Raw genomic sequence first — 25,507 nt, forward strand, 5'->3', positions numbered from 1 at the left:
GGGCGGGCGAGCAGGAGGAGAGCCGGAAGGATCAGGCGAAGAATTGGCGAACCTCGGAAGACTGGTTCATCAGGTTCTTGCGCATCTTGCCGAAGGCGGCCGCTTCGAGCTGCCGCACACGCTCTTTAGACAGGCCCAACTCTTGGCCGAGGCTTTCCAATGTCCGCGGCTGGTCGCGCAGCTTGCGCTCGCGCACGATGAAGCGTTCCCGCTCGTTCAGCGCGTCCATCGCCGTGATCAGCCAGCCGCGCAGGGTCTCGATATCATGATCCTGCTCGACCAGTTCGGCGGCTTGCGCGCCGGTGTCTTCCAGCGTGTCGATCCATTCGCGGCCCTCGTCCTCGGTCGACTGGGTGGCGTTCAGGGAATAGTCGGAGCCCGCGAGGCGTCCTTCCATCATCTCGACGTCATGCAGAGGCACACCGACCTCGGTGGCAATCATCTGGCGCAGCTGGTGCCGGTCGAGGGGCTCGCCCGCCGAGGCCGCTTCGCGCTCCAGACGGGCCTGAACCCGGCGCATATTGAAGAACAGCGACTTCTGGGACGAGGTGGACCCCGTCCGCACCATCGACCAGTTCCGCATCACATAATCCTGGATCGACGCCTTGATCCACCACACCGCATAGGTCGAGAACCGCACACCGCGATCCGGGTCGAACTTGTCAGCGGCCTTCATGAGGCCCAGACCCGCTTCCTGGATCAGGTCGTTCATCGGGGCGCCGTAGCGCTTGAATTTCGCCGCCATCGAGATCGCAAGGCGCATATACGCGGTGATGAGGCGGTGCAGCGCCTCTTCGTCCCGCTGATCGCGCCAGGCATAGGCCAGCCTCAGCTCCGTTTCCGCGTCGAGCAATTCGGCCTGCATCGCACGCCGGGACAAACTCATTTCACCTGAATATCCGTCTAGCGCCATATCAACCCCCTGCGGACATTGCGTCCTGTTTTCTCGCTTGGCATAGGAGGTACGCGGGCAAATCCAAACCGGATCACCAAAAATGACGATATTTTTCAAAAGGAGCCGGTTTTGACCATGAACCTGCCGCGGTTGACCCTGGTTATCGGAGGGGCCGCATCCGGAAAATCCGTTTTTGCAGAAGGCGTTGTGTCGAAAACCGGCCGCCCCCGGGTCTATGTCGCCACCGCCCAGGCATTCGATGCCGAAATGGCCGAAAAAATCGCCGCCCATCGCCACAATCGCGGCCCGGGCTGGCGCACGCTGGAGGCGCCGCGCGACATCGGCGCAGCCCTCGCGCAGGTCGACGCCGCGGAGGTCGTGCTGCTCGATTGCGCCACGCTCTGGCTCAGCAACGTCATGCTCGCCGACGAGGTCGAGACCCCCATCGCTGTGGAGGAGTTCTTCGAGGCACTTGAAAACTGCCCCGCCCCCGTGGTGGTGGTCAGCAACGAAACCGGCATGGGGATCGTGCCCGAACACCGGCTCGGGCGGGACTTCCGCAACGCGCAAGGCCGGTTGAACCAGCGGCTTGCGGCCCGCGCCGAGACGGTGGTCTTCGTCGCCGCCGGGTTGCCGATGTTCCTCAAGGGTGCGCCATGACCCAGGACTGGTACTGGGTGCGCCACGGCCCGACCCATGCGAAGGGCATGGTCGGCTGGACCGACCTGCCCGCCGATCTCGGCGACACCGCCGCCCTCGCCCGGCTGGCGACCTACCTGCCGGCTGCGGCGCGGGTGGTGTCTTCGGACCTCACCCGTGCGGCGACCACGGCGGACGCGATCGCCGCCGGCCGCCTCCGCCTGCCCCACGCCCCCGCCCTGCGGGAGATGCATTTCGGCGCCTGGGAAATGCGCCACCACGCCGAGATCGAGGCCGAGGACCGCGACCGCATCTTCGCCTTCTGGGACCAGCCCGGCGATGTCGCCCCCCCCGGCGGCGAGAGCTGGAACACCCTGCGCACCCGGGTCGACGGTTGGGTCGACGCCCAGGCCACCCCCGGCCCCCTCGTCGCCGTGGCGCATTTCGGCGTGATCCTGACCCAGGTGCAGCGCGCGCTCGGCGTCACCGCGCGGGAGGCCTTCGCCCACAAGATCGACAACCTGTCAGTCACCCATCTGCGCCGCACGGGCACCGCCTGGCAGGTCGAGACGATCAATCATCTGCCCTGAGCGGTGTGGGAAACCTCCCGCATCGGATTACATGAATTTTTGACGCAGGTTACCTTGCGTCGTCGGCGCGGTTGGTCATATGGTCGCAGCGCTTGGGGAGGGCCACCGCGCATGCCCGCGGATACGAGAGACGGGCACAACACGCGGCGGGCCATCGTTTTTTGGGAGAGAAGCAATGGACAACCACAGCCACACAGACACCCCCGCCGATGCGGGCCCACAGGACGCGCCGATCCGCAAGGACCGGCGCCGCTTCCTGCGGACCGCGGGGCTGGCCACCGCGGGCGCGGTCGCGGGCCTGACCATCCCGTTCGAGCGGCACATGCCCAAGGGGATGACCCTGGCCGCCTTCGCCGATGACAGCCCGCTTGCCGGCAAGGACGGGCTGACCCTGCTGGGCGACCGCCCGGTGAACGCGGAGACGCCCGCGCATCTGCTCGACGACGCCATCACGCCAACCGAGCGCCACTTCATTCGCAACAACGGCCTCTTGCCCGACAGCACCTCGCCCGAGGGCTGGACCCTGACCGTGGACGGCTTCGTCGACAATCCGATGACCATGACCATCGACGATCTGCGCAACAATTTCGAGGTCGTCACCCGTGCCCTGCACATCGAATGCGGCGGCAACGGCCGGGCGGCCTTCGATCCGCCCGCGCGCGGCAACCAGTGGACCGTGGGCGCGGTTGGATGCTCGGAATGGACCGGCGTGCGGCTCAAGGACGTGCTGGAGGCTGCGGGCGTCCAGGACGCCGCCGTCTATACCGGCCACGAGGGCGCTGACATCCACCTGTCGGGCGATCCGGACAAGTTCCCCCTCTCGCGCGGCATCCCGATCGAGAAGGCGCTGGACGAAACCGTGCTGATCGCCTTCGAGATGAACGGCGAGGCGCTGCACCCGATGAACGGCGCGCCTTTGCGGCTGGTGGTGCCGGGCTGGCCGGGCTCGTGCTCGCAGAAATGGCTGACCCGGATCTGGGTCCGCGACCAGGAGCATGACGGCGAGAAGATGGGCGGCCAGTCCTACCGCGTGCCCGCCTATCCGGTCGCCCCGGGCACCGATGTGCCGAACGAGGACATGGTCGTGATGGGCGCGATGCCGGTGAAATCGCTGATCACCTTTCCCATGAACGGCGCGGAGTCGGGCATGGAAACCGAGGTGCGCGGCCATGCCTGGGTCGGCGACCGCACCATCGAGCGGCTCGAGGTGTCCATCGACTTCGGCGCGACCTGGGCCGAGGCCGATCTCGACGCGCCGGTGAACCCGGGCGCCTGGCAGAACTGGCGCACATCGGTCAGCTTCCCTCAGGCAGGCTATTACGAGGTCTGGGCCCGCGCCACCGACAGCGAGGGCGTCTCGCAACCCCACGCCATTGCCTGGAACCCCCGCGGCTACAACAACAACAGCCTGCACCGCGTCGGCCTGATGGTCAGCTGACCCCGACCGACCCGCAAGACACCGGCGCAGCCCCGCGCGGGCTGCACCGCTCCCTGCCAAGGACGACGAGACATATGCGACTGACCAAGACCACATTCTGGGGCGCGGCCCTGCTGCTGGCCTGCGGCGCGGCCATGGCCGAGATCACCGTCACGGACGATGACGGCAACTCCGAGGTGATTTATGACGTGGGCAAGCTCCATGTCGCGCCGGGGGCGCAGATCACCTATGATTACTGCACCGCCTGCCATTCAGAGATGATCATCGCCCAGCAGGGCCAGACCCGCGAGGGCTGGGACGAGATCCTCGTCTGGATGGTGGAGGACATGGGCATGGGCGAAATCGTCGAAGAGGATCGCGACCTGATCCTCGATTACCTCGCCACCTACTACAATCCCGACCGCCCCCACTTTCCCCAGAACTGACCGGGCCGCGCGGGCCTTGACGCGCCCGCGCCTCCGTCCTCTTGTGCGGGCCGGAGGACCCCGATGCAGAACACCCAGGTCATACTCGCCCGCCGCCCCGTGGGCGTGCCGCAGCCCGAACATTTCGACATCACCCGAACCCCCGTGCCCGACCCGGCAGAGGGCGAGGTCCTGATCCGGATCACCCACTGGTCGGTCGATCCTGCCCAGCGCGGCTGGGCCAATAACGTGCCCAACTACTCGCCACCCGTGGCGCTCGGCGATCCCATGCGGGCCTTCGCGGTGGGCGACGTGCTGGCCTCGCGGCATGCCGGTTACGCCGAGGGCGACGTGGTCGAGGGCCTCTTCGGGTGGCAGACCCATGCCTGCCTCTCCGGCGACGCCATTGCCCGCAAGGTGACCGAGACCGACTTGCCGCGCAGCTACGCGCTCGGCATTCTCGGGCTGAACGGCACCACCGCGTATTTCGGCCTGCGGGAGACCTGCGCGGCCCGGGCAGGCGACACCGTGGTTGTCTCCACCGCCGCGGGGGCGGTCGGCTCCGCCGTGGGCCAGATCGCGCGGCTCATGGGCTGCCGCACCGTGGGGATCGCCGGCGGGCCCGAGAAAACCGCCCTCTGCACCCAGGCCTTCGGCTACGACGCCGCCATCGACTACAAGGCACAGGATGTGGGCGCCGCCCTCGCCGATGCCTGCCCCGACGGGGTCGATTGCTATTTCGACAACACCTGCGGGCCGATCTCCGATGCGGTGATGGGGCATCTGGCCCAAGGCGCGCGGATCACCATCTGCGGCACCGCCGCCATCACCGAATGGGATCCGATCCCATCCGGCCCCCGGGTGCATCGGCAACTGCTGGTCGCCCGCGCCCGGATGCAGGGGTTCCTGATCTTCGACTACCGCGACAGGCTGGCCGAGGCGCGCGCAGCGCTGGCGGACTGGCTCCGCGCCGGGCAGATCACCACCCGCGAGCATATCCTCAAAGGCCCCGAGGCCGCGCCCGGCGCCATCTCCATGCTCTATCGCGGCGAGAATACAGGCAAGCTGCTGATCGCGGTGTGAACTTTCATCACGGATCGTGATGCCCGGCGTCACGCAAAAGCGTTTTCCAACGCCCCCCGCCCGCCCCTAGGCTCGCCCCATGACCTATCGCCTCCTGATCGCCGATCGCTCCTATTCCAGCTGGTCCCTGCGCGGCTGGCTGAGCCTCGCCGCGTTCGAATTGCCCGTGAGCCTCACGGAAACCCGCATGTACCTGCCGGGTTTCCGCACCGACCTCGCCGCCTTCGCGCCCGAGCTGACCGGGGCCGCCGCCCCGCGCACGGTCCCGATCCTGCGCCTGCCCGAGGGCGGGCTTTTGACCGACAGTCTCGCCATCGCCGAGACCCTGGCCGAGCGTCACCCGGAAGCCGGGCTCTGGCCCGCCGACCCGGTCGCCCGCGCCCTCGCCCGCAGCCTCGTGGCCGAGATGCACAGCGGGTTCTCCGCCCTGCGGGAGGCCTGCCCGATGAACCTGCGCGTGGCCTATACCGACGTGCCCGTGTCCGACGCGGTCCGCGCGGACCTCGACCGGCTGGAGGCGCTTTGGGAAAGCTGTTCGGGCCTGTCGCGCGGCGGCGCGCCATGGCTTTTCGGGGCCTACAGCCTCGCGGATGTGTTCTTTGCCCCCGTGGCCATGCGCATCGCGGGCTACGGTCTCGGCGTCGGGACGGACGCACAGGCCTATGTCGCCGCCCATCTGGCGCATCCCCTCCTGCGCGACTGGCGCGCCAGGGGCCTCGCCCAGCCCGAACAACCCGCCTACCGCCGGGATTACACCACCGTGGACTGGCCCAGCTGACCGCATGCTCCAATTATTAAAGCTAATTGAATTAGCCTCGGCCAAGACATTGGTAAGTTCTAGATACGACGCTCGAGGAACAATTGCCCCAGCCATCGAATGCTTGGCACTGTGTTTGGACACCTTCAAAAGGCTCAGCCCTCGAATAGCCCCAAGCTTGGCATCGCGCGTTTGCTGAACTTTGAGCAGTTTCCCAGTCAGGCGTCACAATCTCATATGGATTGGTGTTATAAGACAAAGTGACACTCGCATCGGCACGACTACCGCCAGTGGGCACAGGCACCTTGGTGACTTCTGTACAGCCAACCACCGTAACTAAGCACAACGCGCCAAAAATTCGGAAGCTACCCATTATTATATTCCTTTGCGTTTGGGCTCTGAAGATGTCCGCAGAATATTACCTCGTAAAAAAGGAGTTCAATACGCTTTAATCTTTCTGCGACATCTTTGCTTGATTGCAACGAAAATGGCTGCGCGCATTTTTCTAAGCGCCCGCCTACTGCGCCAGCAGCTTCAGCCCCTGCGTCACATCCATCCGCACCGACAACCGCAAACCCGGCTCGTCACCCGCCTTCAGCGCCGCGATCATCAGCTTGTGGAAATGCGGCGGCTCGGTGCGCCGCAACCGGCCGTACAGCTTGCGCATGGTCGGACCCAGTTGCAGCCACACGGTCTCGGCCATGGCCAGGATCGCGGGCGCCTGAGCCCGTAGATACAAGGTCCGATGGAATTCGAGGTTGGTCCGCAGATAGCCCACCGCGTCCTCCCGCGCGATGGATTGCGCGATGCTCGCCTGGATCATCTCCAGCCGTTCGATCAGCGCCAGGTGCGCCCGCGGCAGGGCCCGCGCCGCCAGTTCCGGCTCCAGCAGCGCGCGCAGGGCCGCCAGCTCCTCGATCCGCTCGTTCGACAGCTCCGGCGTCGACACCCGGCCCGAGGCGGTCAGGGTCAGCGCCCCCTCCGCCGCCAGACGCCGCACGGCCTCCCGCGCGGGGGTCATCGACGCACTGTATTCCCGCCCGATCCCGCGCAGGGTCAGCGGTGTGCCCGGCGCCAGCTCGCCATGCATGATCCGCGTGCGCAGGGACCGGTACACCCGGTCATGGACATGGGGCGCCGCCGGGGCCGGATCGTTGGGACGCGAAGACAGGAGCATGAGCGCATCAGACCCCCGCCCCGGGGCCAGGTCAATCCTTGAACCGGTAGCGGTGCAGCCCCGCGCCCTCCTGACGCAGCCAGTCGCGATGGACGGCATAGTCCGGGCAGATCCGCGCCACCACCCGCCAATAGGCCGCCGAATGGTTCATCTCGACCAGATGCGCGACCTCATGCGCGGCCACGTAATCCAGCACCTCGGGCGGCGCCATGATCAGCCGCCAGGAATACATCAGCCGCCCCGCCGACGAACAAGACCCCCAGCGCGACCGCGTATCGCGCAGGCTGATCCCACTGAACGCCCGTCCCACCAGGTCGGCATAATGCGCGCTCGCCTCCGACAACCGCGCCTGGGCCTGCGCCTTCAGCAATCCCGCGACATAAGCACCGGGCGAGGCCGCCCGCACCGGCACCTCGATGAAATCGCCCGCCAGCCCGCCGCGCCGCGCCTCGGTCTCCACCACCCGGGCCAACCGGCCCTCCAGCGGCAGCCGCGTGCCGATCCCGACCCGTTCTGCAGGCAGCTGCGTGGCCAGTTGCGCGCGCAGCCAGTCCTCCTGCGCGCGCAGGAAAGACAGCGCCCCGCGCTCGGTCCCGCCCCGCGGCACGGTCAGGGTCACCCGCCCGTCCAGCCGCGAGATCCGCAGCCCGTACCGCTTGGCCCGGGCCGAGCGTTTGACCGACACGGCGATCGGCGGGGGACCCGGCAACTCGTACTCGGTCATGGACAGCGCGCTCCTCTCTCTTGCAAAAGCCTTTGACATGCCCATCCGCTTGTGGCAACCGACCCCGATCCGATCCGGCACCCGATGCAAAGAGGACCTGCAATGCCCAAGGAAGACTGGGGCGTAAAACGCCTGTGCCCGACCACCGGCAAGCGATTCTACGACCTGAACCGCACCCCGATCATCAGCCCCTATACCGGCGAGGAAGTGGTGATCGAGACCGGGCGCAAATCGTCCGTGTCCCTGACCCGGGACAAGAAGGCGGTTCCCGCCGCCAAGAAGGAAGAAGAGACCGCGACCGATGATGTCGTCGAACTCGACGATGCAGAGGTCGAACTCGACGACGACGTGCTCGACGATGACGATGACGACACCGTCGCGCTCGACGATCTGGCCGACGTGGCCTCGGACGGCGACGACGACGACTGACCGGCTGGCGCGGGTCTCCAGGGGGGTGAAAAACCCTCTTGCACTCCCCGCGCCGCTTACTTAAACAGCGCCAGCGGATGCGACAGCATTCGCGCATTCGGGGCCTTAGCTCAGCTGGGAGAGCGCCTGCATGGCATGCAGGAGGTCAGCGGTTCGATCCCGCTAGGCTCCACCAAATTCTTTTCCAGGACATGCAATCAAACGTTCCACGGGTTGCGCAGGTAAGCCTTGGAAGTTCCAGTATGCATATAGAGAGCACCTGCATGAAGTGTTCAGACTGCGGCATCGAGGTCGGAATTTTTTCGCATGTTGGTGGGCGTTGCCGCGACTGCAATCTCATAAATCTCGGCGCCGAAATGGGCAATCCCGATGCGTTGGCCCGTCAGGCGGCTGCATCTGACTCGCTGGAGGCCCGAGAAAACGCCGTTCTACAGGTGCTGGTGACCACGGAAACAGCCACCTCCGACCTCGTGATTGAGGAAAGGCTTGGTATCATCTCGGCCGAGGTCGTGATCGGGATGCACATTTTCAAGGATGTTCTCGTCGGCATCCGCAACACGGTTGGCGGCCGCAGCAAGACCTATCAGGACGATTTGAGAAACATGCGCGAACAAGTGATAGGCGAATTGCAAGCCGAAGCGCTGAAAACTGGTGCGAATGCCGTTATCGCGGTCAGTCTCGACTATCAGGAAATAGGTTCCAAAGCGCAATCCATGCTGATGGTCCTGGCTTCCGGCACTGCGGTCAAGCTAGCGGCCAGGTCTGAACAGACCTAGCCCTCTTGCGTGGCAAACGTCGATCTTATCCCACGGCCTTCCGGACCGATGGGCGTTGAGCCCTGAATCGCCCTTCCCACCTCCTGCATGCGCGCCCGCCACGCCCCGCGCACGTCTTGGCACCATTGGGGCCAAGGCGCCCCGCCGGACGCCATGACCACCGAAGCCAAAGGACAGAACGGCTCGCCTCTGGGTCTTGGCCTGTTTCAACACGAAGTCGAGACAGGTACACTCAGGTCGGAACCGAACCCGACGACCTCCCGCTCACTTCAGCGCGCCGACCGCCTTCGCCCCGCCATGGTAGGCCAGCTTGCCCGCCCCGATCGCCCCTTTCGCGACGACCTTGGTGGTCCCCGCGGCAACACGGACGGAGCCGTCGATCACCTGGTCGGTGGAGCAGGCCGAAAGGCCCAGCAGCGCCGCGCACAGCACGGCCAGAGCGGGTTTGGAAGCGGCAATCTTCGTCATCATCTCCGAGATCTCCATCGGGCAGCAGGGTTGGGAAGTCTCCGCCCGGCGGGCGTGGCCGAGGCCTGCTTCCATGGGCACGACCTACAACGCGGCTTGAAGCAAGAAAAACGAATTGGAATTATGTTTGAAACGAGTTTTGATGATATAAAGTCCTGATGGACATCACTCTCATCCGCACCTTCCTCGAAGTCGCCGCCACCGGCTCCTTCGTGAACGCCTCCGACCGGCTGTTCGTGACCCAATCCGCCGTGAGCCTGCGCATCCAGCGCCTCGAAGACACGCTCGGCAAACCGCTTTTTTCCCGGTCCAAGTCGGGGGCCGAGCTGACCCCGGCCGGCCGCGCGTTCGAGCCCTACGCCCTGTCGCTGCTGAAGGTCTGGGAGGAAGCCCGCCAGCAGGTCGGCGTCCCCGAGGGCTTCACCCAGTCGCTCACGCTCGGCGCGCAATACTCCCTCTGGCCCCGGCTCGGCTTTCCTTGGATCGACGGTCTGCGCGCCGCCGCCCCGACCCTCAGCCTGCGGGCGGAACTCGGGATGCCAGACCGCCTCACCCGGTTCCTGATCGAAGGCGTGATCCAGGCGGCCCTGGTCTACACCCCGCACCTGCGCCCGGGCCTCGCCGCCCGCAACCTGATGGAAGAAGATCTCGTGCTCGTCGCGTCGTGGCAGGCCGGGCTCGACGATCTGGCCACGCGCTATGTCTTCGTCGACTGGGGGCCGGAGTTTCACCACGCCCACACCCTCGCCCTGCCGGAGCTGACCAATCCCGGCCTGACCCTGGCTCTCGGAGCCATGGCCCGGGACTACCTGCTGTCGCGACAAGCCGCAGCCTACCTGCCAGCCCGCGCCATTGCCGCCGATCTGGAGGCCGGGCGCCTGCACCTCGTGCCCGACGCGCCACGGTTTCCCTACCCGGTCTGGGTGGTCTGGCGCGAGGACGTGCCCACCCCCCTGCGCGAAACCGCCGACACAGCACTCGACACCATCGTCGCCCGGGTGGACGCCACCCAGGAAACCGTGCTGGCGGAGTTGTCCGAGATCAGCACCGCCCCCTGACGCCCCCTGCCCGCCGCGAAACATGCCTTCATCTGTGCAGAAATACTCCGGGGGGGGCGCGACCACGACGGGGGCGGCGCCCTCAACCTCCGTTGACGCCCGCGCCCGCCCGGGCCACAAACGCGCGATGATCACCCGCACGCATCAAAAGGACGACGCCGCCTCCACGGCCGTCTATTCCCCCTGCGAGCACTACCGTTACGCGCTGACCCGGACATGGGACACGGACGGGCGGCGCATCCTATTCGTGATGCTGAACCCCTCCACCGCCACCGAGGTGCAGAACGACCCCACGGTCGAGCGCTGCGAACGCCGCGCCCGGGCCTTGGGCTATGGCGCGTTCCGGGTCTGCAACATCTTCGCCTGGCGCGACACCGATCCCCGGGCGATGCGCGCGGCCCGCGACCCGGTGGGCCCAGGCAATGACGCGGCGATCACCGACGGGGCCGCCTGGGCCGACGCGGTGCTTTGCGCCTGGGGCACCCACGGCGCGCATCTGGACCGCGGACCGCAGGTCACGCAGCTGCTGCGCGGCACGGGCAAACCGCTCTTGCACCTGGGGCTGAGCAAGGCGGGCCACCCCAAGCACCCGCTCTACATCGCCTACACGCAACAGCCCGAACCGTGGGAGTTCCGCGATGATTGACGGCTTCACCCGCTCCCGCTTCGCCACCAACGGGATCACGCTCTCGGTCCACCAGGCGGGCCGCGGCACCCCGCTGATCCTGCTCCACGGCTATCCGCAGAACCATGCCTGCTGGTCCCGTATCGCCCCCACCCTGGCGGAGCATTTCCACGTGATCATCCCCGACCTGCGCGGCTACGGCGACAGCGACGCGCCCCCCGACAACGCAGATCACAGCACCTATGCCAAGCGCACCATGGCGCGCGACATCACCGGGCTGATGGATGCGCTCGACCTGCCCCGCGCTCATATCCTCGGTCATGACAGGGGCGGCCGCGTGGCCTACCGGCTGGCGCTCGATGCGCCCGACCGCGTCGACCGGCTGGGCATCATCGAGATCGTGCCGACCGGCGCCTTCTGGGCCAATTGGGACGCAACCCTCGCGATGAAGGCCTATCACTGGACCTTCCTCGCCCAGCCCGCGCCCCTGCCCGAGCGGATGATCGGCGCGGACCCTGTGGCCTATATCGACTGGACCCTGGCCGCCTGGACCCGGGCGAAATCGCTCGACGTGTTCCCGCCCGAGGCCCTCGACAGCTACCGCGCCCAGGCCCGCGACCCGGCCCGCATCCACGCGATGTGCGCCGACTACCGCGCCGGGGCCACCTTCGACCGGGCGCTCGATGACGCGGACGCCGCGGCAGGGCGCAAGATTAGCGCGCCGCTGATGTTCCTCTGGGCCAAGGGCGGCTTTCCCGCCCAGACCGGCGATCCCGCAAACCACTGGCGCGCCTGGGCCACGGATGTACGAGACGCGTCCTGCGTCTCGGGCCATTTCGCCATGGAGGAGGCGCCCGAGGACGTGCTCGCGACCTTCCTGCCGTTCTTCAAGGGGTCCTAGGTCTTGGCCGGATGCCGGTCGGTCCACCACAACAGCACCAGCGCGATGATCCCGACCATGGCCAGCACAGAGACCAGCGGCTCGGTCGTGCCATTGGCCACCACGATGCCGGTCAGGGCCCAGATCACCGCGACACTGTATTCCGGCGTGTCGGCCCGGCGGCTCTGGGTCCAGCGTGCGATGAAAAAGGCCAGCGACACGCCCACCACTGCCCAGAACAGCGCCCCGAACCCCACCCCGTAGCCCGCCGCGACCGTGGCGAGCGACACGCAGGCCGCCGCACTCACCCACCCGGCATAAAGCGCGATAGGCGTGCGCAGCCAGAGCCGGTCGCGAAGCGGCGCGCGCAGAAGCGCGATGACCGCCGGGATCAGCATGGCGAAGATCAGCACCGCCGCCCCGATCGCCGAATGGGTCGCAAGCCAGAGCCAGGGCGTGCCCGCCGCGAGGCTGACCATCAGCGGCCAGCGCACATGGTCCCAATCTTCGGCCATGGGCCGCTTCCAGAGCCCGAAGGCCGCCGACACCACCAGCCAGACATAAAGCACGCCCCAGATCGCGAAGGCATAGCCCGCGGGCTGCACCGGGGGGCGCACCTGCGGGATCGGCAACTGTTCGGCGCGAAACCCGCTGAACGGCTCGGTCACGAGGGGCGAGAGCACGAAGGAGAGGGTCAGGATAGCGGTCGCGATGGCGGGAAACTTGGACATGCCTCACCCTAACACCTGCCCACCCGCACGGTCCATCGCCACGGGGCCAAGGATTTTGAGAAAAATCCTTGGCAAAATCCTTGCTCAAGGATTTTGCCCGCGCTGGGCAGATCGGGGCTTTTCACCGGCCAGGTTATTGCCTATACGCCCGCATCTGCGCCGCGCTGCGCGGGTTCCACGAGCCTTGCTGGACGACATCCCGGCCTGCGCTGACCCTGAAACCTCTATCGAAGGAGACACCGATGTCGATCACCGCCGAAGAAAAAGCCCGCCTGATCAAGGAATACGCGACCAAGGAGGGCGACACCGGCTCCCCCGAAGTGCAGATCGCGATCCTGTCGAGCCGCATCGCCACCCTGACCGAGCACTTCAAGTCGCACAAGAAGGACAACCACTCCCGTCGTGGCCTTCTGATGATGGTGGCCCAGCGCCGCAAACTGCTCGACTACGTCAAGGGCAAGGACGAGGCCCGCTACCAGAAGCTGATCTCCTCCCTGGGCCTGCGCCGCTAAGCGCCCCTCGGACTGAGATTTCGAAGCCCGCTCCGACCCGAGCGGGCTTTTTGCTGTGCGGAGCGTCCGAGACGAAACGAGACAGCGAAATCTGCGCCTCACGCCCAGCACACCGCGAAGGACAGTCCGAACATCAATGTCATGATCGGACCCCAGAGCCTGCGTTCCGCGGCCGACGGTGTGATCCAGTTCAGCACCATGCTGACCCCGGTCACGGCAACAGCGCCCCACCCGGTCCAGCGCGGCCAGCCCGGCCAGTGCCCATCCGCAGACAGGATCGCCAGCGCCATGGCCACCAGAAGGACGATGGACAGCGCGGCCACCATCCGTCCGGACCGTGGCAAGGCCCCCTCGACCTGCCCGCCTTGCGTGAGACGCCCCCAGGGAGCTCCGAGGATCAGCGCGACCTGAAAGCCGATCACACCAAGGATCAGTGCACCGTAGATAACCGCCATCCCAATTTCCCCCGCTCCGCGTGTGATCGGCTCGCCCGCTCACTCCAGCAGAATGTCCGCCACCACCGGGTAATGATCCGTGGGCCATTCGCCGGGAAACCGCGTCCGCAGGACAACCGGCGGCCCGGCGGCATCCATCGGCCCGGCCAGAGCGATGTGGTCGATGGCGCCGAACAGATTCAGCCCCCGGTTGAAGTGATAAGTGGCCCCGGCCACGGGCAGGAAGGTCCAGCCGGCGTCCTCCAGAATGCCGTGGGTGGCCGAGCCCAGACGCGCGTTGATATCGCCCAACAGCACGACCCGCTCCCCCGCTGCCAGAGCGGGGGCAAACCGGTCGGCCACCAGCGCGGCCGACAGCCGCCGGTTCGAGATGCTTCTGAACTCGAAATGAACGTTCACCACCCGGAAAACCCGCCCGGTCACCCGGTCGCGGAACCGCGCCCAGGAGGCAAAGGCCGGGAACGACCCGTTGAAGGTCGGCGCATAGATCACGTCCGGGGTGTCGGCGAAGAAAAACCAGCCCTCCTCCAGCGCCTCAAGCCGGTCCGCGCGGTAAAAGATCGGCTGGGTCTGGGGTGTGTCCCGCCAGTCCCCGTGATGGGTCGCGGCGAAACCCGGGTTCTGCGCCAACAGCCAGTCGCGGGCGAGGTTCACGCTGCCATCGGAGCCGCGCAGGAAACTCTCCATCTCCTGAAAGCCCACGAGATCGGCCTCCAGCGCCTTGAACGCGGCGTTCAGCGGACCCTTGCGCCGCTCCCAGTCGCCGCGCGACCAGGCGCCCTCGGCCCGGCCCAGCACAATGTAGTGCACGTTGTAGCTTGCCAGCCGCAGCGCGCCCTCGGGACGCGGTGGCAGGGTTTCGGCACCGGAATTGCGCACCAACTGCGTACAGGCCACCAGCCCCAGGGCCAGAACCAGTCCCGTGATCGCCCTCAGAACCCCCGTCAAACCGCCCCGCCCTTTCCGGCCCGGACCTGCGCGAAATCCGCACGTCCCGTTAGCGCACCCAGATTGCAGGTTTTCTTACGGGCGCAAAAGGTGTATCCGCGAGAAATCTGAGACGTGACGCTCGGGCCCCGGCGTGATGCGAAGGACAGGGGTCGGCGGCAATGGGGCCGCCATAGGACTGGGAGACCCGGAAGGCCGGGAGTGCTCCCCTACAGGAAAAACAGATGTTCAACCAAGTCAAGAAGACCATGGAATGGGGGGAAGATACGCTGACCCTCGAAACGGGCAAGATCGCCCGTCAAGCCGATGGCTGCGTCATCGCCACCTATGGCGAGACCTCCGTGATGGCCGCAGTGACTTACGCGCGGTCGCAAAAGCCGGGGCAGGATTTCTTCCCGCTGACCGTGCATTACAACGAGAAATACTATGCGGCCGGCAAGATCCCCGGCGGCTTCTTCAAGCGCGAGGCGCGCCCGACCGAGAAAGAGACGCTGACCAGCCGTCTGATCGACCGGCCGATCCGCCCGCTGTTCGTGGACGGGTTCAAGAACGAGGTGCTGGTGATCTGCACCGTGCTGTCCCACGACCTGGAAAACGATCCCGACATCGTGGCGATGATCGCGGCCTCGGCGGCGCTGACCATTTCGGGCGTGCCCTTCATGGGCCCGATTGCCGGGGCACGCGTGGGCTACGAGGATGGCGAGTATGTCCTGAACCCGGTCGTGGACGACATGCACGACCTGCGCAACAATCCCGACCAGCGTCTCGACCTGGTGGTTGCGGGCACCAAGGACGCGGTGATGATGGTCGAATCGGAGGCTTATGAGCTGTCCGAGGCTGAAATGCTGGGCGCGGTGAAGTTCGGGCACGAGCAGATGCAGCCGGTCATCGACCTGATTATCGAGCTGGCCGAGACCGCGGCGAAAGAGCCGTTCGATTTCCAGCCCGCCGATTACTCGGAACTCTATGCCAAGGTCAAAGCGGCTGGCGAAGACCAGATGCGCGCCGCCTTCGCGATCACCGACAAGCAGGAGCGGGTCACCGCGATCTCTGCGGCCCGCGACGCGATCCTCGCCACACTGAGCGACGAAGAGCAGACCGATCCGAACCTCGGCTCCGCCCTGAAGAAGCTGGAATCCAGCATCCTGCGCGGTGACGTGGTCAAGAACGGGCGCCGGATCGACGGGCGCGCGCTGGACACGGTGCGTCCGATCCAGTCCGAAGTGGGCATCCTGCCCCGGACCCACGGCTCGGCGCTGTTCACGCGCGGCGAAACGCAGGGCCTGGTCGTGACCACGCTGGGCACCGGCGATGACGAGCAGTTCATCGACGCGCTGCATGGCAACTTCAAATCCAACTTCCTGCTGCACTACAACTTCCCGCCCTACTCGGTCGGCGAAGTGGGCCGCTTCGGTCCTCCGGGACGGCGCGAGATCGGCCACGGCAAGCTCGCATGGCGCGCTTTGCAGGCGGTTCTGCCCGCGGCGACGGACTTCCCCTACACCATTCGTCTGGTGTCCGAGATCACCGAATCCAACGGCTCGTCCTCGATGGCATCGGTCTGTGGCGGGTCGCTGTCCATGATGGATGCGGGCGTTCCGCTGAAGGCCCCCGTGGCCGGTGTGGCCATGGGTCTGATCCTCGAAGAGGACGGCTCCTACGCGGTGCTGACCGACATCCTGGGCGACGAGGATCACCTCGGTGACATGGACTTCAAGGTCGCTGGCACCGAAGAGGGCATCACCTCGCTGCAGATGGACATCAAGGTCGCGGGCATCACGCCCGAGATCATGGAGAAGGCGCTGGAGCAGGCGAAAGCCGGGCGTCTGCATATCCTGGGCGAGATGTCCAAGGCGCTGAGCGAGGGCCGCTCGCAGTTCTCGGAACATGCCCCGCGCATCGAGACCATGCAGATCCCGACCGACAAGATCCGCGAAGTCATCGGCTCCGGCGGCAAGGTCATCCGCGAGATCGTGGAGACCTCGGGCGCGAAAGTGGACATCAACGACGATGGCATCATCAAGATCGCGTCCGCTAATGGCGAGGCGATCAAGAAGGCCTACGAGATGATCCATTCGATCGTGGCCGAGCCCGAAGAGGGCAAGGTCTATACCGGGACCGTGGTGAAGATCGTCGATTTCGGCGCCTTCGTGAACTTCTTCGGCAAGCGTGACGGGCTGGTGCATGTCAGCCAGATCGAAAACCGCCGCCTGAACCATCCTTCGGACGTTCTGAAGGAAGGCCAGGAGGTGAAGGTCAAGCTTTTGGGCTTCGACGATCGCGGCAAGGTGCGCCTGTCGATGAAAGTCGTGGATCAGGAGACCGGCGAAGAGATCAAGAAAGAAGCGCCTGCCGACTGAGCGCGCTCTGGCGCGGCCCCGGACGGGGTTGCGCCGCGAAACACTCCGGCACCCTCGGCCTTGCGCCGAGGGTGCTGTGGTGTTCAGACCCGGGCACGGAACCGCTTGGCCCTTGGCGGCGTTCCCGGTCTGGGCCATGTTGCCTTGCAAAGGGCGGGCGTCCCGGCCTGCCCCCCGAAACGACGGACCCAAGACCGCTTCATGCATACCCCCTCTGCCCCGATGGCGCTCTGCGCCGCACGATTTGTTTTCTTGCGCGGCTTCCTTGTCGCGGTTGCGACCCTGCTGGCCCTGGTGCTGGGAAGCTGGACCGCCAGCGCCCAGTCGACCTTCCCCATCCCGGGGATGACCGGCAACAGCAGCACCGAGGCCCCCGCCGAGGACGCCCCTGCCGAGGCCACCACCCCGGCGGACCCGACCCAGGCCCTGATCGAGCTTTTGCAGGACGAGGCGGCACGCGCCGCATTGATCGCACAGCTGGAACAGGCCGCCGCCGGCACCGCGGCCGCGCCCGAGGGAAGCGCCACCGCTCCGGCCGCCGCCGCGCCCGAGGCCACAACCACAACCACGAGCACCGTCGGCAATTTCTCGACCCGCCTGATCCAGGACCTGCGCACCACCATGGCGGACAACCTGCGCGGCTTCATGGCGCGGGTGGAACGCATCCCAACGACCCTCGGCCTCGCGATCCGGGGGCTGAATTCGGATCTGTTGCTGACCATCGTGCGAGATCTGGTCGAGGCCGTGCTGGTCACCTACGGCGCGCTGATACTGCTGCGGCTTGCGATGCGCCCCTTGCTGCGCATGATCGGGCGCAAGGCAGTCAGTACCAACTGGTTGTATCGCTTCATCCTGAGGATCATCGGCACGGGCTTGCTGGCCCTGGCCATCCCCATCGCGCTGGTGATCGGCGTGGCGGTCGTCAGCGTTTCGGTCGTTGCCGAGAACGGCGCTTCCCTGAACACCGCGCAGGCTGCCTTCTTCGCCGCCTTCGCGCTGGTCGAGATGCTGAAGCTGCCATCGCGCTTCGTTTTGACCCCCCGGACCGACCAACTGCGCTTCATCGATGTGAGCGACAAGGCCGCCCGGCAGATCCAGCGGCTGATCGCCTTCGCCATCGGTTTGGCGGCCTACGGGCAACTCGTCGCCGTGCCGGTGGTGACCGAGCAGACCTCGGTCTTCATCGGGCGGGCGGTGGCGACCCTGCTGGGGGCGATCGTGATCGTCTACCTCGTAGGCGTCGTTCTGGCCTATCGCAAGAAGGTGGGCGCCTGGCTGACGCGCTACAGCAAGGAGGACGTCACCCTTGACGAGGTGCTGTCCTATTTCGCGCTGCGCTGGCACTGGCCGGTGCTGGCCTACCTGGTCTACGTCCTCGTGGTGGTGCTGACGCGGCCGGGTAACGTGCTGGGTCCGCTCGCGGCGGACACGGTGCGGGTGGTGCTGATCCTCGGGATCGGCGGCACGGTCACCATGCTGGCGCGCCGCGCCACCCAGCGCCGGGTGCGGCTGCCGGAGATGGTCGATAGCCGACTGCCCCTGCTGGCGAGCCGGTTGAACCGGCTGCTTCCTGCGGGGCTGGTCGTGGTACGGATCGCGGTTGTGATCCTGGTGGTGCTGTCGATCCTGGACGTGGTCGAGTTGTTCGATTTCTCGGGATATCTGGGCTCGGACGCGGGCGGTGCCATGGTGGGCGCGATCTTCGGCGTGGCGCTGGGGCTGGTGTTCGTCGCGGTCGTCTACCTGGCCGTGTCGTCCTGGGTCGACTACCAGCTCAACCCGTTCGTCGGGAAACCGCCCACCCCGCGGACAGTCACGCTGCTGACGCTGCTGCGCAACGCGGTGACCATTGCGCTGGTGATCTTCGGCGGGATGTTCGCCCTGTCGCAATTGGGGCTGAACATCGGGCCGCTGCTCGCCTCGGCCGGGGTTCTGGGGCTGGCGATTTCCTTCGGTGCGCAGAAGCTGGTGGAGGACATCATCACCGGCATCTTCATCCAGTTCGAGAATGCCATGAACGTGGGCGACGTGGTGGATGTGGGCGGCGTCGTGGGCACGGTGGAGAAACTGACCGTGCGATCGGTCACCCTGCGCGATCTGCAGGGCGTGGTTCACATGATCCCGTTCTCCTCGGCTTCGATGATCTCGAACTACATGCGGGAATTCTCGTACTATGTCTGCGACATGGGCGTTGCGTATCGCGAGGATATCGAGATGGCGAAACAGGCCATGTTCGACGCCTTCGAGGAGTTGCGCGCGGATCCCGACCAGGGCGGCTTCCTGATCGACGATCTGGAGTGGTTCGGGCTGAATTCCTTCGGCGACAGCGCGATCGTGCTGCGAGCGCGGATCAAGACCCAGCCGGGCAAGCAATGGGGCGTGGGCCGGGCCTATAACCTGCTGCTGAAGAAGATCTTCGACGATCGCGGCATCGAGATCCCGTTCCCGCACCAGACGATCTATTTCGGCGAGGACCGCAAGGGCAAGGCGCCGCCGATCCATGTGATGATGCAGACCGGCGATGCCGCGGCGTCCCAGGCGCATCCGGTGACCGAGGCGATCCCGGACGCGCGCGGCCCCGAGCAGCTGGAGATGGACGAGACGCGGCGCAGGCAGGTGCCCCCGGACCGCGGCGACGAGACCATCCCCGGCCAGGAGGACGACGACGGGGCGGGCCGCTAGGGCCTGCGCCAGATATTAACGCCCGGGCCCTGAAAGGGGCCCGGAGCGCCGACAAATTTTTTCGCGGAATTGTGGGATTCCAAGACCTTCCAGAGATTTGTTTCGCATGCGAAACATTCAATTTCCTGAATAGGTTAACGCCCGTCAGGCCGGTTCCGAAAACGCGTCGGCGAATTGCTCGCGCAGCACGTTCTTCTGCACCTTGCCCATGGTGTTGCGCGGCAGCGCGTCCATCACCACCAGCTTGCGCGGCTGCTTGAACCGGGCGAGCTGTCCGGCGAGGCGTGCCGCCACCGCCTCGGTGTCGATCCGCGCGCCCGGTTGGGGGACGAGGATGCCGACGACGCTCTCGCCGAAATCGGGGTGCGGCGCGCCGATCACGGCGGATTCGAGCACTCCGGGGGCCTCGTCGAGGGCCAGCTCCACCTCCTTGGGGTAGATGTTGTAGCCGCCCGAGATGATCAGATCCTTGCCGCGTCCGACGATCTGCACATAGCCCTGGTCGTCGATCAGGCCGAGGTCGCCGGTGATGAAGAACCCGTCCGCGCGCAGCTCGGCGGCGGTTTTCTCGGGCATCTGCCAGTAGCCCTGGAACACGTTCGGCCCGCGCACCTCGATTTGGCCGATCTCGCCCTGGGGCAGCTCGGCGCCGGTGTCGGGGTCGCAGACCTTCAACTCCACCCCCGGCAGCGGGAAGCCCACGGTGCCCGCCCGGCGCGCGCCGTCATAGGGGTTGGAGGTGTTCATGTTGGTCTCGGTCATGCCGTAGCGTTCGAGGATGCGATGACCGGTGCGGGCCTCGAACTCCCGGTGGGTTTCGGCCAGAAGCGGCGCGGAGCCGGACACGAAGAGCCGCATATGGGCGACGAGGTCGCGATCGAACCGGTCCTCGGCCAGCAGGCGGGTGTAGAAGGTCGGCACGCCCATCATCGTGGTGGCACGCGGCAGGTTGGCGAGCACCGCCTCGGCGTCGAATTTCGGCAAGAAGATCATCGACCCGCCCGCCAGCAGCGTGATGTTGGTGCCCACGAACAGCCCGTGGGTATGGAAGATCGGCAGGGCGTGGAGCAGCACGTCCTTGTCGGTGAAGCGCCAGTAATCGACCAGCACCTCGGCGTTGCTGAGCAGGTTGCGTTGGCTGAGCATCGCGCCCTTGGACCGGCCCGTGGTGCCGGAGGTGTAGAGGAAGGCGGCGAGGTCGTCCTCGGTCCGGGCCACGGTCTCGAACGTGGCGGGGGCGGTGGCGGCGGCGTCGGGGAAGCTGCCGGTGCCGTCGGCGGCGAGCGTCAGAAGCTGCGCGCCCGCCTCGGCCGCGACGGGGGTGAGACCGGCCTCGGCGCGCGGATCGCAGAGCACGAGTTTCGCACCGGAGTTGCCGACGAAATAGCTGATCTCGGCCGGGGTATAGGCGGTGTTGAGCGGCAGGAACACGATGCCCGCCTGCACGCAGCCCGCATAGACCGCCAGCGCCTCGGGGGATTTTTCGACCTGCAGGGCCAGCCGGTCGCCGGGGGCAAGGCCCAGCCCGGTCAGGGTGGCGGCGTAGCGGGCGGCGAGCTCCACGAAGCCGCCATGGGTGAGGGTGTCGCCGCCGGGCAGCTGCAGGAAGGGGGCGTCACTGCCGGCGTTGCGTCCGAAAAGGGCATCATAGAGCGGGTTTGTCATGTCTCAGGTCGTCTCCGTCTGCTCGAGTCTCGGCATGGGCGCGCGCTTGGCGAGGCTGACCATATCGCGGCTGGCGGCGATGGTGCCGTCATCGTGGAACCTGGCGTGGTTTTCGGCGATCCGGTCGAGGTCGTAAAGGTAGTTCACCATGACACCGCCCGATTGGCGTCGGCCATTGTCGGAGGTATCGGCCCCCGAATGGACCGCATGGACCAGCGCGCCGTTGCCCAGGTGGAAGCGCGCCACCGGGTCGCGTGGGGCTGTGCCACGGCCCTTGGCCTTCAGCAGGTAATGGGCGGCGAGCGCGGCCTGGGCGGCGCCATCGTCGGGCCAGTCGAGGCCGGTCTCGGCTGTCCAGGCGCACAGGCCCGGGATCGGCGAGAGGGTGACGAAGCGGGTGATCTGGGGCAGGTCGCGTTGCAGGTCGCGGACCACCTGCTTGATCAGGAAATTGCCGAAGGAGATGCCCGCCAGCCCGTCCTGGCAGTTCGAGATCGAGTAGAAGGTCGCGGTGGTGGCCTGGCCCGGGTCGATCTGCGCGCGGTCCTCGGACAGAAGCGCCTGGATCGAGCCGGGCACCGCGGTGGTCAGGGCGACCTCGACGAAGATCAGCGGCTCGTCGGGCATGGAGGGGTGAAAGAAGGCAAAGCAGCGGCGGTCCGCAGGCTCCAGCCGCCGCCGCAGGTCATCCCAGGAGTGGATTTCATGCACCGCCTCGTAGGCGATGATCTTCTCCAGGATATGGGCCGGGCTTTCCCAGGTTATCGGGCGCAGCACCAGAAAGCCGCGGTTGAACCAGCTCTTGAACAGGTGACGGAAGTCCAGGTCCACGCGTTGCAGGCCCGGGGCGTCGGGGATCATGCTCAGCAGGTCGGCGCGCATCGCCACCAGTTGCGCCGTGGCCCCGGGCACTTGGTTGAGGCGGCGGGCAAGCTCCTGCCGCGGGGGTTCGGAGAGGGCTGCGAGGCGGCGATAGGCCTCCGGGTCACTGTCCTCGGCATAGGTGGCCAGCGCGTCGGTCAGGGCGGCGGTGTCGAGATCCATTTCCTCGGCCAGGAAGGTGAACCAGGCCAGACGTTCATCCCGCTCCGCGGCGGCATAGCGGTCCAGAAGCGCCCTTGCCAACTCGCCCCCCGGCCCTTCGGCCCGCGCCTCTACCAGCGCGCGGGACAGCTCTGGCAGGGCGCGCGGATCCGGGGCCCCCGCGCGGTAGCGCCGCTCGAAGAGCGTGCCGAGAAGGTCGGCCATCACGCTCAAAAGCCCGGCCCCATCACCGCGTCGGGCAGCCAGGTGGCGATGCCCGGGAAGACACACAGGATCAGGATTGCCAGCACCATGCAGGCGACGTAGGGCAGCGAGCCCACGAGGATCGTCTTGAGCTTGATATCCGGGGCAATGCCGTTGATCACATAGAGGTTCAGCCCCACGGGCGGGGAGATCAGGCCGATCTCCATGTTGATCGTGAGGATAACCGCGAACCAGATCGGGTCGAACCCGGCGGTGGTGATGATCGGCAAAAGCACCGGCGCGGTCATCAGGATCACCGCCACGGGCGGCAGGAAGAAGCCCGCCACCAGCAAAAACAGGTTGATCGCCCCCATCAGGACCCAGCGGTTGACCTCCAGCGTGCCGATCCATTCGGCGATGGCCTGGGTGATGAACAGGCTCGACAGCATGTAGGAAAAGACCCCGGCGGCGGCGATGATGAACAGGATCATCACGCTTTCCTTGGTGCTGTCGCGCAGCACTTCCCAGAGCTTCACGGGCGACCAGAGCTTGTAGATGATCATCGCGATCAGCAGGCACAGCAGCGCGCCCACAGCGGCGGTCTCGGACGGTGTGGCGACGCCGCCATACATGGCGTAGAGCACACCGATGATGATGACGATGAAGGGCAGGACGCGGGGCAGGATCTCGAACTTCTGCTTCCAGGTGTAGACGGTCGCGGTCAGCACGGCGGTATTACCCGACCGCCAGGTGGAATAGAGCGACCACAGCATGAACAGCCCCACCAGCAAGAGCCCCGGAAACACGCCCGCGAGGAACAGACGGCCGATCGAGGTCTCGGTCGCGATGCCGTAGACGATCATCGTCACCGAGGGCGGGATCAGGATGCCGAGCGTGCCGCCCGCGGCGATGGAGCCTGCCGCGACCTCATCGGGGTAGCCGCGCTTGCGCATCTCGGGGATGCCCATCTTGCCGATGGCGGCACAGGTCGCCGGGCTGGATCCGGACATGGCCGAGAACAGCGCGCAGGCCCCGAGGTTGGAGATCACGAGGCCCCCGGGCACGCGGGTCAGCCACCGCTCCAACGCCTCGTAGAGGTCGGCGCCCGCCCGGGTGGAGGCGATCGAGGCGCCCATGATGATGAACATCGGGATCGAGAGCAGGGCGAAATTGTCGAGCTTGCCGAAGAAGATCTCGGGCATGAGTTCGAGCGAGCGCATCCCGTCGAACACGATCAGGAAACCGGCCGAGACGATCAGCAGGCCGATGGCCACCGACACGCCGGAGAAGAGCACGATGATGGTGGCGAACGCGACCAGCGCGCCGAGGGTAAGCGGGTCCATCAGGCGTCCTCCCCGAGACCGAAGGGGGTGTCGATGCGCAGCAGAACCGCGACGAGATCGGCAATCAGTTGCAGCATCAGCAGGCCGAACCCGAGGGGGATGGCGAGGTAGGGGATCCACAGCTTGGGGCCCCAGACCGTGTCCGAACGCCAGCCGCGTTCCCACGCGAAGTGCCAGTATTCATAGCCGTAAAACAGCATCACCCCGATGATGGCAATCGAGACACAAAGAGTGAAAATCGCCATGACCCGGCGCAGGCGACGGCTCATCATCAGCGGGATCAAGTCGACATTCACATGACCGCGCAGACGTTGCACGTACGGTAGGCCCATCAGGGTCGCGCCCACCATCAGGTAGACCACCGCCTCGGTCTGCCACACGGTGGAGCCGTTCAGCACGAAGCGGATGAAGATCATCTGGCAGGTGATTCCGACGGCGATGACGATCATCGCTGCGGACAACCAACCTGCGAGTGTGGAAAGCGCCGCCACGGCCTTCAGGAACAGGTTGTCGCCTGTCCGGGCCTCGGCGGCAGAGCTTTGCCCTGCCATGGGTCTACCTCGGATGTTGGGGGTGTCTTGGGTGGGGCGGGCCCGCAGGGGCGCCGCCCCGAAAGGATCACTCGACCGCGAGGGCCTTGTCCAGAAGCTCTTGCCCGCCGGGGGTGTCGGCCACGAAGGCCGCGTAGGAGGTTTCCTGTGCGAGGGCGCGCCAGGCGTCGAAATCGGCCTGGGTCATCTCGGCGATCTCGACGCCGGCCTTCTCGAATACCTCGCGGGAGGCGGCGTCTTCCTTCTTGGCCTCTTCGAGGTAGAACGCCTCGGCCTTCTCTGCGGCGGCGAGCAGGGCCTCCTGCTGCTCCGCGGTGAGGCCCTCGAAGGTGGATTTGTTCATCAGGAGCGGCTGGTACATGAACCACAGCGCGTAGTCGCCCGCCGGGGTGTAGCAGGCGACCTGCTCGTAGATCCGGAAGGACACGAAGGACGAGGACGAGGTGTTCGCGGCGTTCAGAACGCCGGTCTGCATGGCGTTGTAGATCTCGCCCGAGCCCATGGAGGCGATCGACGCCCCTGCCCCGGCGAGCATCTGCTCGAAGGCGCGACCGGCGGCGCGGGTTTGCAGGCCCTGGACGTCTTCGGGCTTGGTGATGCACTTGTCCTTGCCGGCGAAACCGCCCGCGAGGTAGCCGTGGACCAGAACCATGACGTCATCCTCGGCCATCTTGGCCTCGATCGCCTCCATGAACGCGCTTTCGTTCAGGCGCGCCGCGTGATCGTGATTCTTCACCAGGCCCGGCATCAGGGTCAGGTTGAAGGCCGGCTGCTGGCCGCCTGCGTAGCTGAGCGGGAAGACGGTCATGTCGAGTTGGCCGCGCGACAGGGGCTTGTACTGCTCCCGCGCCTTGAAGAGCGACTGGGACCCGAAGATCTTGATCTCGAGATCCACGTCCGCCGCGGCGACCTCGTCGGCCACGATCTGGGCGACCTGGTGGCGGATGTCCTGGTTGGACCACTGGTGCGACAGGCGCAGTTCCGTGGCGCCGGCCATGGTCGCGACCCCGAGGGCCGATGCGGCGACCGCCGCAAGCAAAGTATGTTTCATGGATTTTCCTCCCGTTAGTTCTCGCCCTGTGACGAGTTG

General features: G+C 66.4%; 27 protein-coding genes and 1 tRNA gene. 15 read left to right on the forward strand and 13 right to left on the reverse strand.

Translation table 11 applies throughout. The features are described from left to right. Positions 1–31: 31 nt before the first annotated feature. Positions 32–913 (reverse strand): RNA polymerase factor sigma-32, encoded by an 882-nt coding sequence (locus DSHI_RS15105; RefSeq protein WP_012179639.1) that lies wholly within the window; start codon positions 911–913, stop codon positions 32–34. 117 nt (positions 914–1,030) lie between these two features. Between DSHI_RS15105 and cobU the strand changes: the two genes are divergently transcribed. The 6 genes from cobU (at position 1,031) to DSHI_RS15135 (ending at position 5,827) form a co-directional block, all read left to right on the forward strand. Beyond that, positions 1,031–1,555, forward strand: a complete 525-nt coding sequence (gene cobU, locus DSHI_RS15110) for a bifunctional adenosylcobinamide kinase/adenosylcobinamide-phosphate guanylyltransferase (protein WP_012179640.1) — start codon at positions 1,031–1,033, stop codon at positions 1,553–1,555. After that, positions 1,552–2,124: a histidine phosphatase family protein gene (locus DSHI_RS15115; protein ID WP_012179641.1), complete on the forward strand. Its 573-nt coding sequence runs from the start codon at positions 1,552–1,554 to the stop codon at positions 2,122–2,124. The genes cobU and DSHI_RS15115 overlap by 4 nt, the downstream gene beginning before the upstream one ends. A 175-nt stretch (positions 2,125–2,299) precedes the next feature. Continuing rightward, on the forward strand, positions 2,300–3,562 hold the full coding sequence (locus tag DSHI_RS15120) for a sulfite oxidase (protein WP_012179642.1): 1,263 nt from the start codon (positions 2,300–2,302) through the stop codon (positions 3,560–3,562). A gap of 74 nt (positions 3,563–3,636) precedes the next feature. Continuing rightward, a complete protein-coding gene (locus DSHI_RS15125) occupies positions 3,637–3,987 on the forward strand; it encodes a hypothetical protein (RefSeq protein WP_012179643.1) in 351 nt (116 codons plus the stop codon). A 63-nt stretch (positions 3,988–4,050) separates the two neighbouring features. Next, complete coding sequence (locus DSHI_RS15130; protein WP_012179644.1) at positions 4,051–5,049, forward strand: NADP-dependent oxidoreductase; 999 nt, start codon at positions 4,051–4,053, stop codon at positions 5,047–5,049. A 79-nt stretch (positions 5,050–5,128) separates the two neighbouring features. Next, complete coding sequence (locus DSHI_RS15135; protein ID WP_012179645.1) at positions 5,129–5,827, forward strand: glutathione S-transferase; 699 nt, start codon at positions 5,129–5,131, stop codon at positions 5,825–5,827. A gap of 31 nt (positions 5,828–5,858) precedes the next feature. Here DSHI_RS15135 and yecR read toward each other — a convergent pair whose 3' ends face one another. The 3 genes from yecR to DSHI_RS15150 form a co-directional block, all read right to left on the reverse strand. Beyond that, a complete protein-coding gene (gene yecR, locus DSHI_RS23135; RefSeq protein ID WP_044028052.1) occupies positions 5,859–6,179 on the reverse strand; it encodes a YecR family lipoprotein in 321 nt (106 codons plus the stop codon). A gap of 144 nt (positions 6,180–6,323) precedes the next feature. Continuing rightward, positions 6,324–6,983, reverse strand: coding sequence for a GntR family transcriptional regulator (locus DSHI_RS15145; RefSeq protein ID WP_012179646.1), 660 nt, complete (start codon positions 6,981–6,983; stop codon positions 6,324–6,326). 31 nt (positions 6,984–7,014) lie between these two features. Continuing rightward, positions 7,015–7,707, reverse strand: a complete 693-nt coding sequence (locus tag DSHI_RS15150; RefSeq protein ID WP_012179647.1) for a M48 family metallopeptidase — start codon at positions 7,705–7,707, stop codon at positions 7,015–7,017. Positions 7,708–7,809: 102 nt separating this feature from the next. Here DSHI_RS15150 and DSHI_RS15155 point away from each other — a divergent pair, with 102 nt between their 5' ends. The 3 genes from DSHI_RS15155 to DSHI_RS21815 all read left to right on the forward strand — a co-directional run bounded on the left by DSHI_RS15155 (position 7,810) and on the right by DSHI_RS21815 (position 8,912). Next, the gene (locus tag DSHI_RS15155; protein WP_012179648.1) at positions 7,810–8,136 is read left to right on the forward strand and encodes a TIGR02300 family protein; all 327 of its coding nucleotides are present in this window, start codon (positions 7,810–7,812) and stop codon (positions 8,134–8,136) included. 99 nt (positions 8,137–8,235) lie between these two features. After that, positions 8,236–8,311: transfer RNA gene (locus DSHI_RS15160), tRNA-Ala, on the forward strand. A gap of 88 nt (positions 8,312–8,399) precedes the next feature. Next, positions 8,400–8,912: a YbjQ family protein gene (locus DSHI_RS21815; RefSeq protein WP_157865346.1), complete on the forward strand. Its 513-nt coding sequence runs from the start codon at positions 8,400–8,402 to the stop codon at positions 8,910–8,912. Positions 8,913–9,176: 264 nt separating this feature from the next. Here DSHI_RS21815 and DSHI_RS15170 read toward each other — a convergent pair whose 3' ends face one another. Then, positions 9,177–9,455 carry a hypothetical protein gene (locus DSHI_RS15170; RefSeq protein WP_245533017.1) on the reverse strand — a complete coding sequence of 93 codons (279 nt, stop codon included), beginning with the start codon at positions 9,453–9,455 and terminating at the stop codon, positions 9,177–9,179. An 83-nt stretch (positions 9,456–9,538) separates the two neighbouring features. Here DSHI_RS15170 and DSHI_RS15175 point away from each other — a divergent pair, with 83 nt between their 5' ends. The 3 genes from DSHI_RS15175 (at position 9,539) to DSHI_RS15185 (ending at position 11,964) form a co-directional block, all read left to right on the forward strand. After that, on the forward strand, positions 9,539–10,438 hold the full coding sequence (locus DSHI_RS15175) for a LysR family transcriptional regulator (protein WP_012179651.1): 900 nt from the start codon (positions 9,539–9,541) through the stop codon (positions 10,436–10,438). 127 nt (positions 10,439–10,565) lie between these two features. Further along, positions 10,566–11,084, forward strand: coding sequence for a DUF1643 domain-containing protein (locus tag DSHI_RS15180; protein WP_012179652.1), 519 nt, complete (start codon positions 10,566–10,568; stop codon positions 11,082–11,084). Continuing rightward, positions 11,077–11,964 carry an alpha/beta fold hydrolase gene (locus DSHI_RS15185; RefSeq protein ID WP_012179653.1) on the forward strand — a complete coding sequence of 296 codons (888 nt, stop codon included), beginning with the start codon at positions 11,077–11,079 and terminating at the stop codon, positions 11,962–11,964. Before DSHI_RS15180 ends, DSHI_RS15185 begins: the two co-directional genes overlap by 8 nt. On the opposite strand, the gene DSHI_RS15190 is transcribed toward DSHI_RS15185, so the two are convergent. Continuing rightward, on the reverse strand, positions 11,961–12,674 hold the full coding sequence (locus DSHI_RS15190) for a hypothetical protein (protein WP_012179654.1): 714 nt from the start codon (positions 12,672–12,674) through the stop codon (positions 11,961–11,963). The two genes, DSHI_RS15185 and DSHI_RS15190, sit on opposite strands and share 4 nt — an antisense overlap. Before the next feature lie 242 nt (positions 12,675–12,916). Here DSHI_RS15190 and rpsO point away from each other — a divergent pair, with 242 nt between their 5' ends. Beyond that, positions 12,917–13,186: a 30S ribosomal protein S15 gene (rpsO, locus tag DSHI_RS15195; RefSeq protein ID WP_012179655.1), complete on the forward strand. Its 270-nt coding sequence runs from the start codon at positions 12,917–12,919 to the stop codon at positions 13,184–13,186. 98 nt (positions 13,187–13,284) lie between these two features. On the opposite strand, the gene DSHI_RS15200 is transcribed toward rpsO, so the two are convergent. Further along, positions 13,285–13,641, reverse strand: a complete 357-nt coding sequence (locus DSHI_RS15200; protein ID WP_012179656.1) for a hypothetical protein — start codon at positions 13,639–13,641, stop codon at positions 13,285–13,287. Between the two features lie 39 nt (positions 13,642–13,680). Continuing rightward, complete coding sequence (locus DSHI_RS15205; RefSeq protein WP_012179657.1) at positions 13,681–14,589, reverse strand: exonuclease/endonuclease/phosphatase family protein; 909 nt, start codon at positions 14,587–14,589, stop codon at positions 13,681–13,683. Between the two features lie 224 nt (positions 14,590–14,813). On the opposite strand from DSHI_RS15205, the gene pnp reads away from it, so the two are divergent. Together pnp and DSHI_RS15215 are read left to right on the forward strand one after the other, a co-directional pair. Further along, positions 14,814–16,949, forward strand: a complete 2,136-nt coding sequence (pnp, locus tag DSHI_RS15210; protein WP_012179658.1) for a polyribonucleotide nucleotidyltransferase — start codon at positions 14,814–14,816, stop codon at positions 16,947–16,949. A gap of 201 nt (positions 16,950–17,150) precedes the next feature. After that, on the forward strand, positions 17,151–19,631 hold the full coding sequence (locus DSHI_RS15215) for a mechanosensitive ion channel domain-containing protein (RefSeq protein WP_012179659.1): 2,481 nt from the start codon (positions 17,151–17,153) through the stop codon (positions 19,629–19,631). Between the two features lie 144 nt (positions 19,632–19,775). Here the strand turns inward: DSHI_RS15215 and DSHI_RS15220 are convergent, their stop codons facing one another. From DSHI_RS15220 to dctP, 5 genes are all read right to left on the reverse strand, one after another. Further along, entirely contained in the window at positions 19,776–21,296 is a 1,521-nt protein-coding gene (locus DSHI_RS15220) for a malonate--CoA ligase (protein ID WP_012179660.1), read from the reverse strand. 3 nt (positions 21,297–21,299) lie between these two features. Beyond that, complete coding sequence (locus DSHI_RS15225) at positions 21,300–22,553, reverse strand: malonyl-CoA decarboxylase domain-containing protein (RefSeq protein ID WP_012179661.1); 1,254 nt, start codon at positions 22,551–22,553, stop codon at positions 21,300–21,302. After that, positions 22,550–23,866 carry a TRAP transporter large permease gene (locus tag DSHI_RS15230; protein WP_012179662.1) on the reverse strand — a complete coding sequence of 439 codons (1,317 nt, stop codon included), beginning with the start codon at positions 23,864–23,866 and terminating at the stop codon, positions 22,550–22,552. Before DSHI_RS15230 ends, DSHI_RS15225 begins: the two co-directional genes overlap by 4 nt. Further along, positions 23,866–24,417, reverse strand: coding sequence for a TRAP transporter small permease subunit (locus DSHI_RS15235; protein WP_012179663.1), 552 nt, complete (start codon positions 24,415–24,417; stop codon positions 23,866–23,868). Before DSHI_RS15235 ends, DSHI_RS15230 begins: the two co-directional genes overlap by 1 nt. A 67-nt stretch (positions 24,418–24,484) precedes the next feature. Beyond that, positions 24,485–25,468, reverse strand: a complete 984-nt coding sequence (gene dctP, locus DSHI_RS15240) for a TRAP transporter substrate-binding protein DctP (protein WP_012179664.1) — start codon at positions 25,466–25,468, stop codon at positions 24,485–24,487. Between the last annotated feature and the right edge of the window lie 39 nt (positions 25,469–25,507).

The organism is Dinoroseobacter shibae DFL 12 = DSM 16493 (assembly GCF_000018145.1).
Classification (GTDB): Bacteria; Pseudomonadota; Alphaproteobacteria; order Rhodobacterales; family Rhodobacteraceae; genus Dinoroseobacter; species Dinoroseobacter shibae.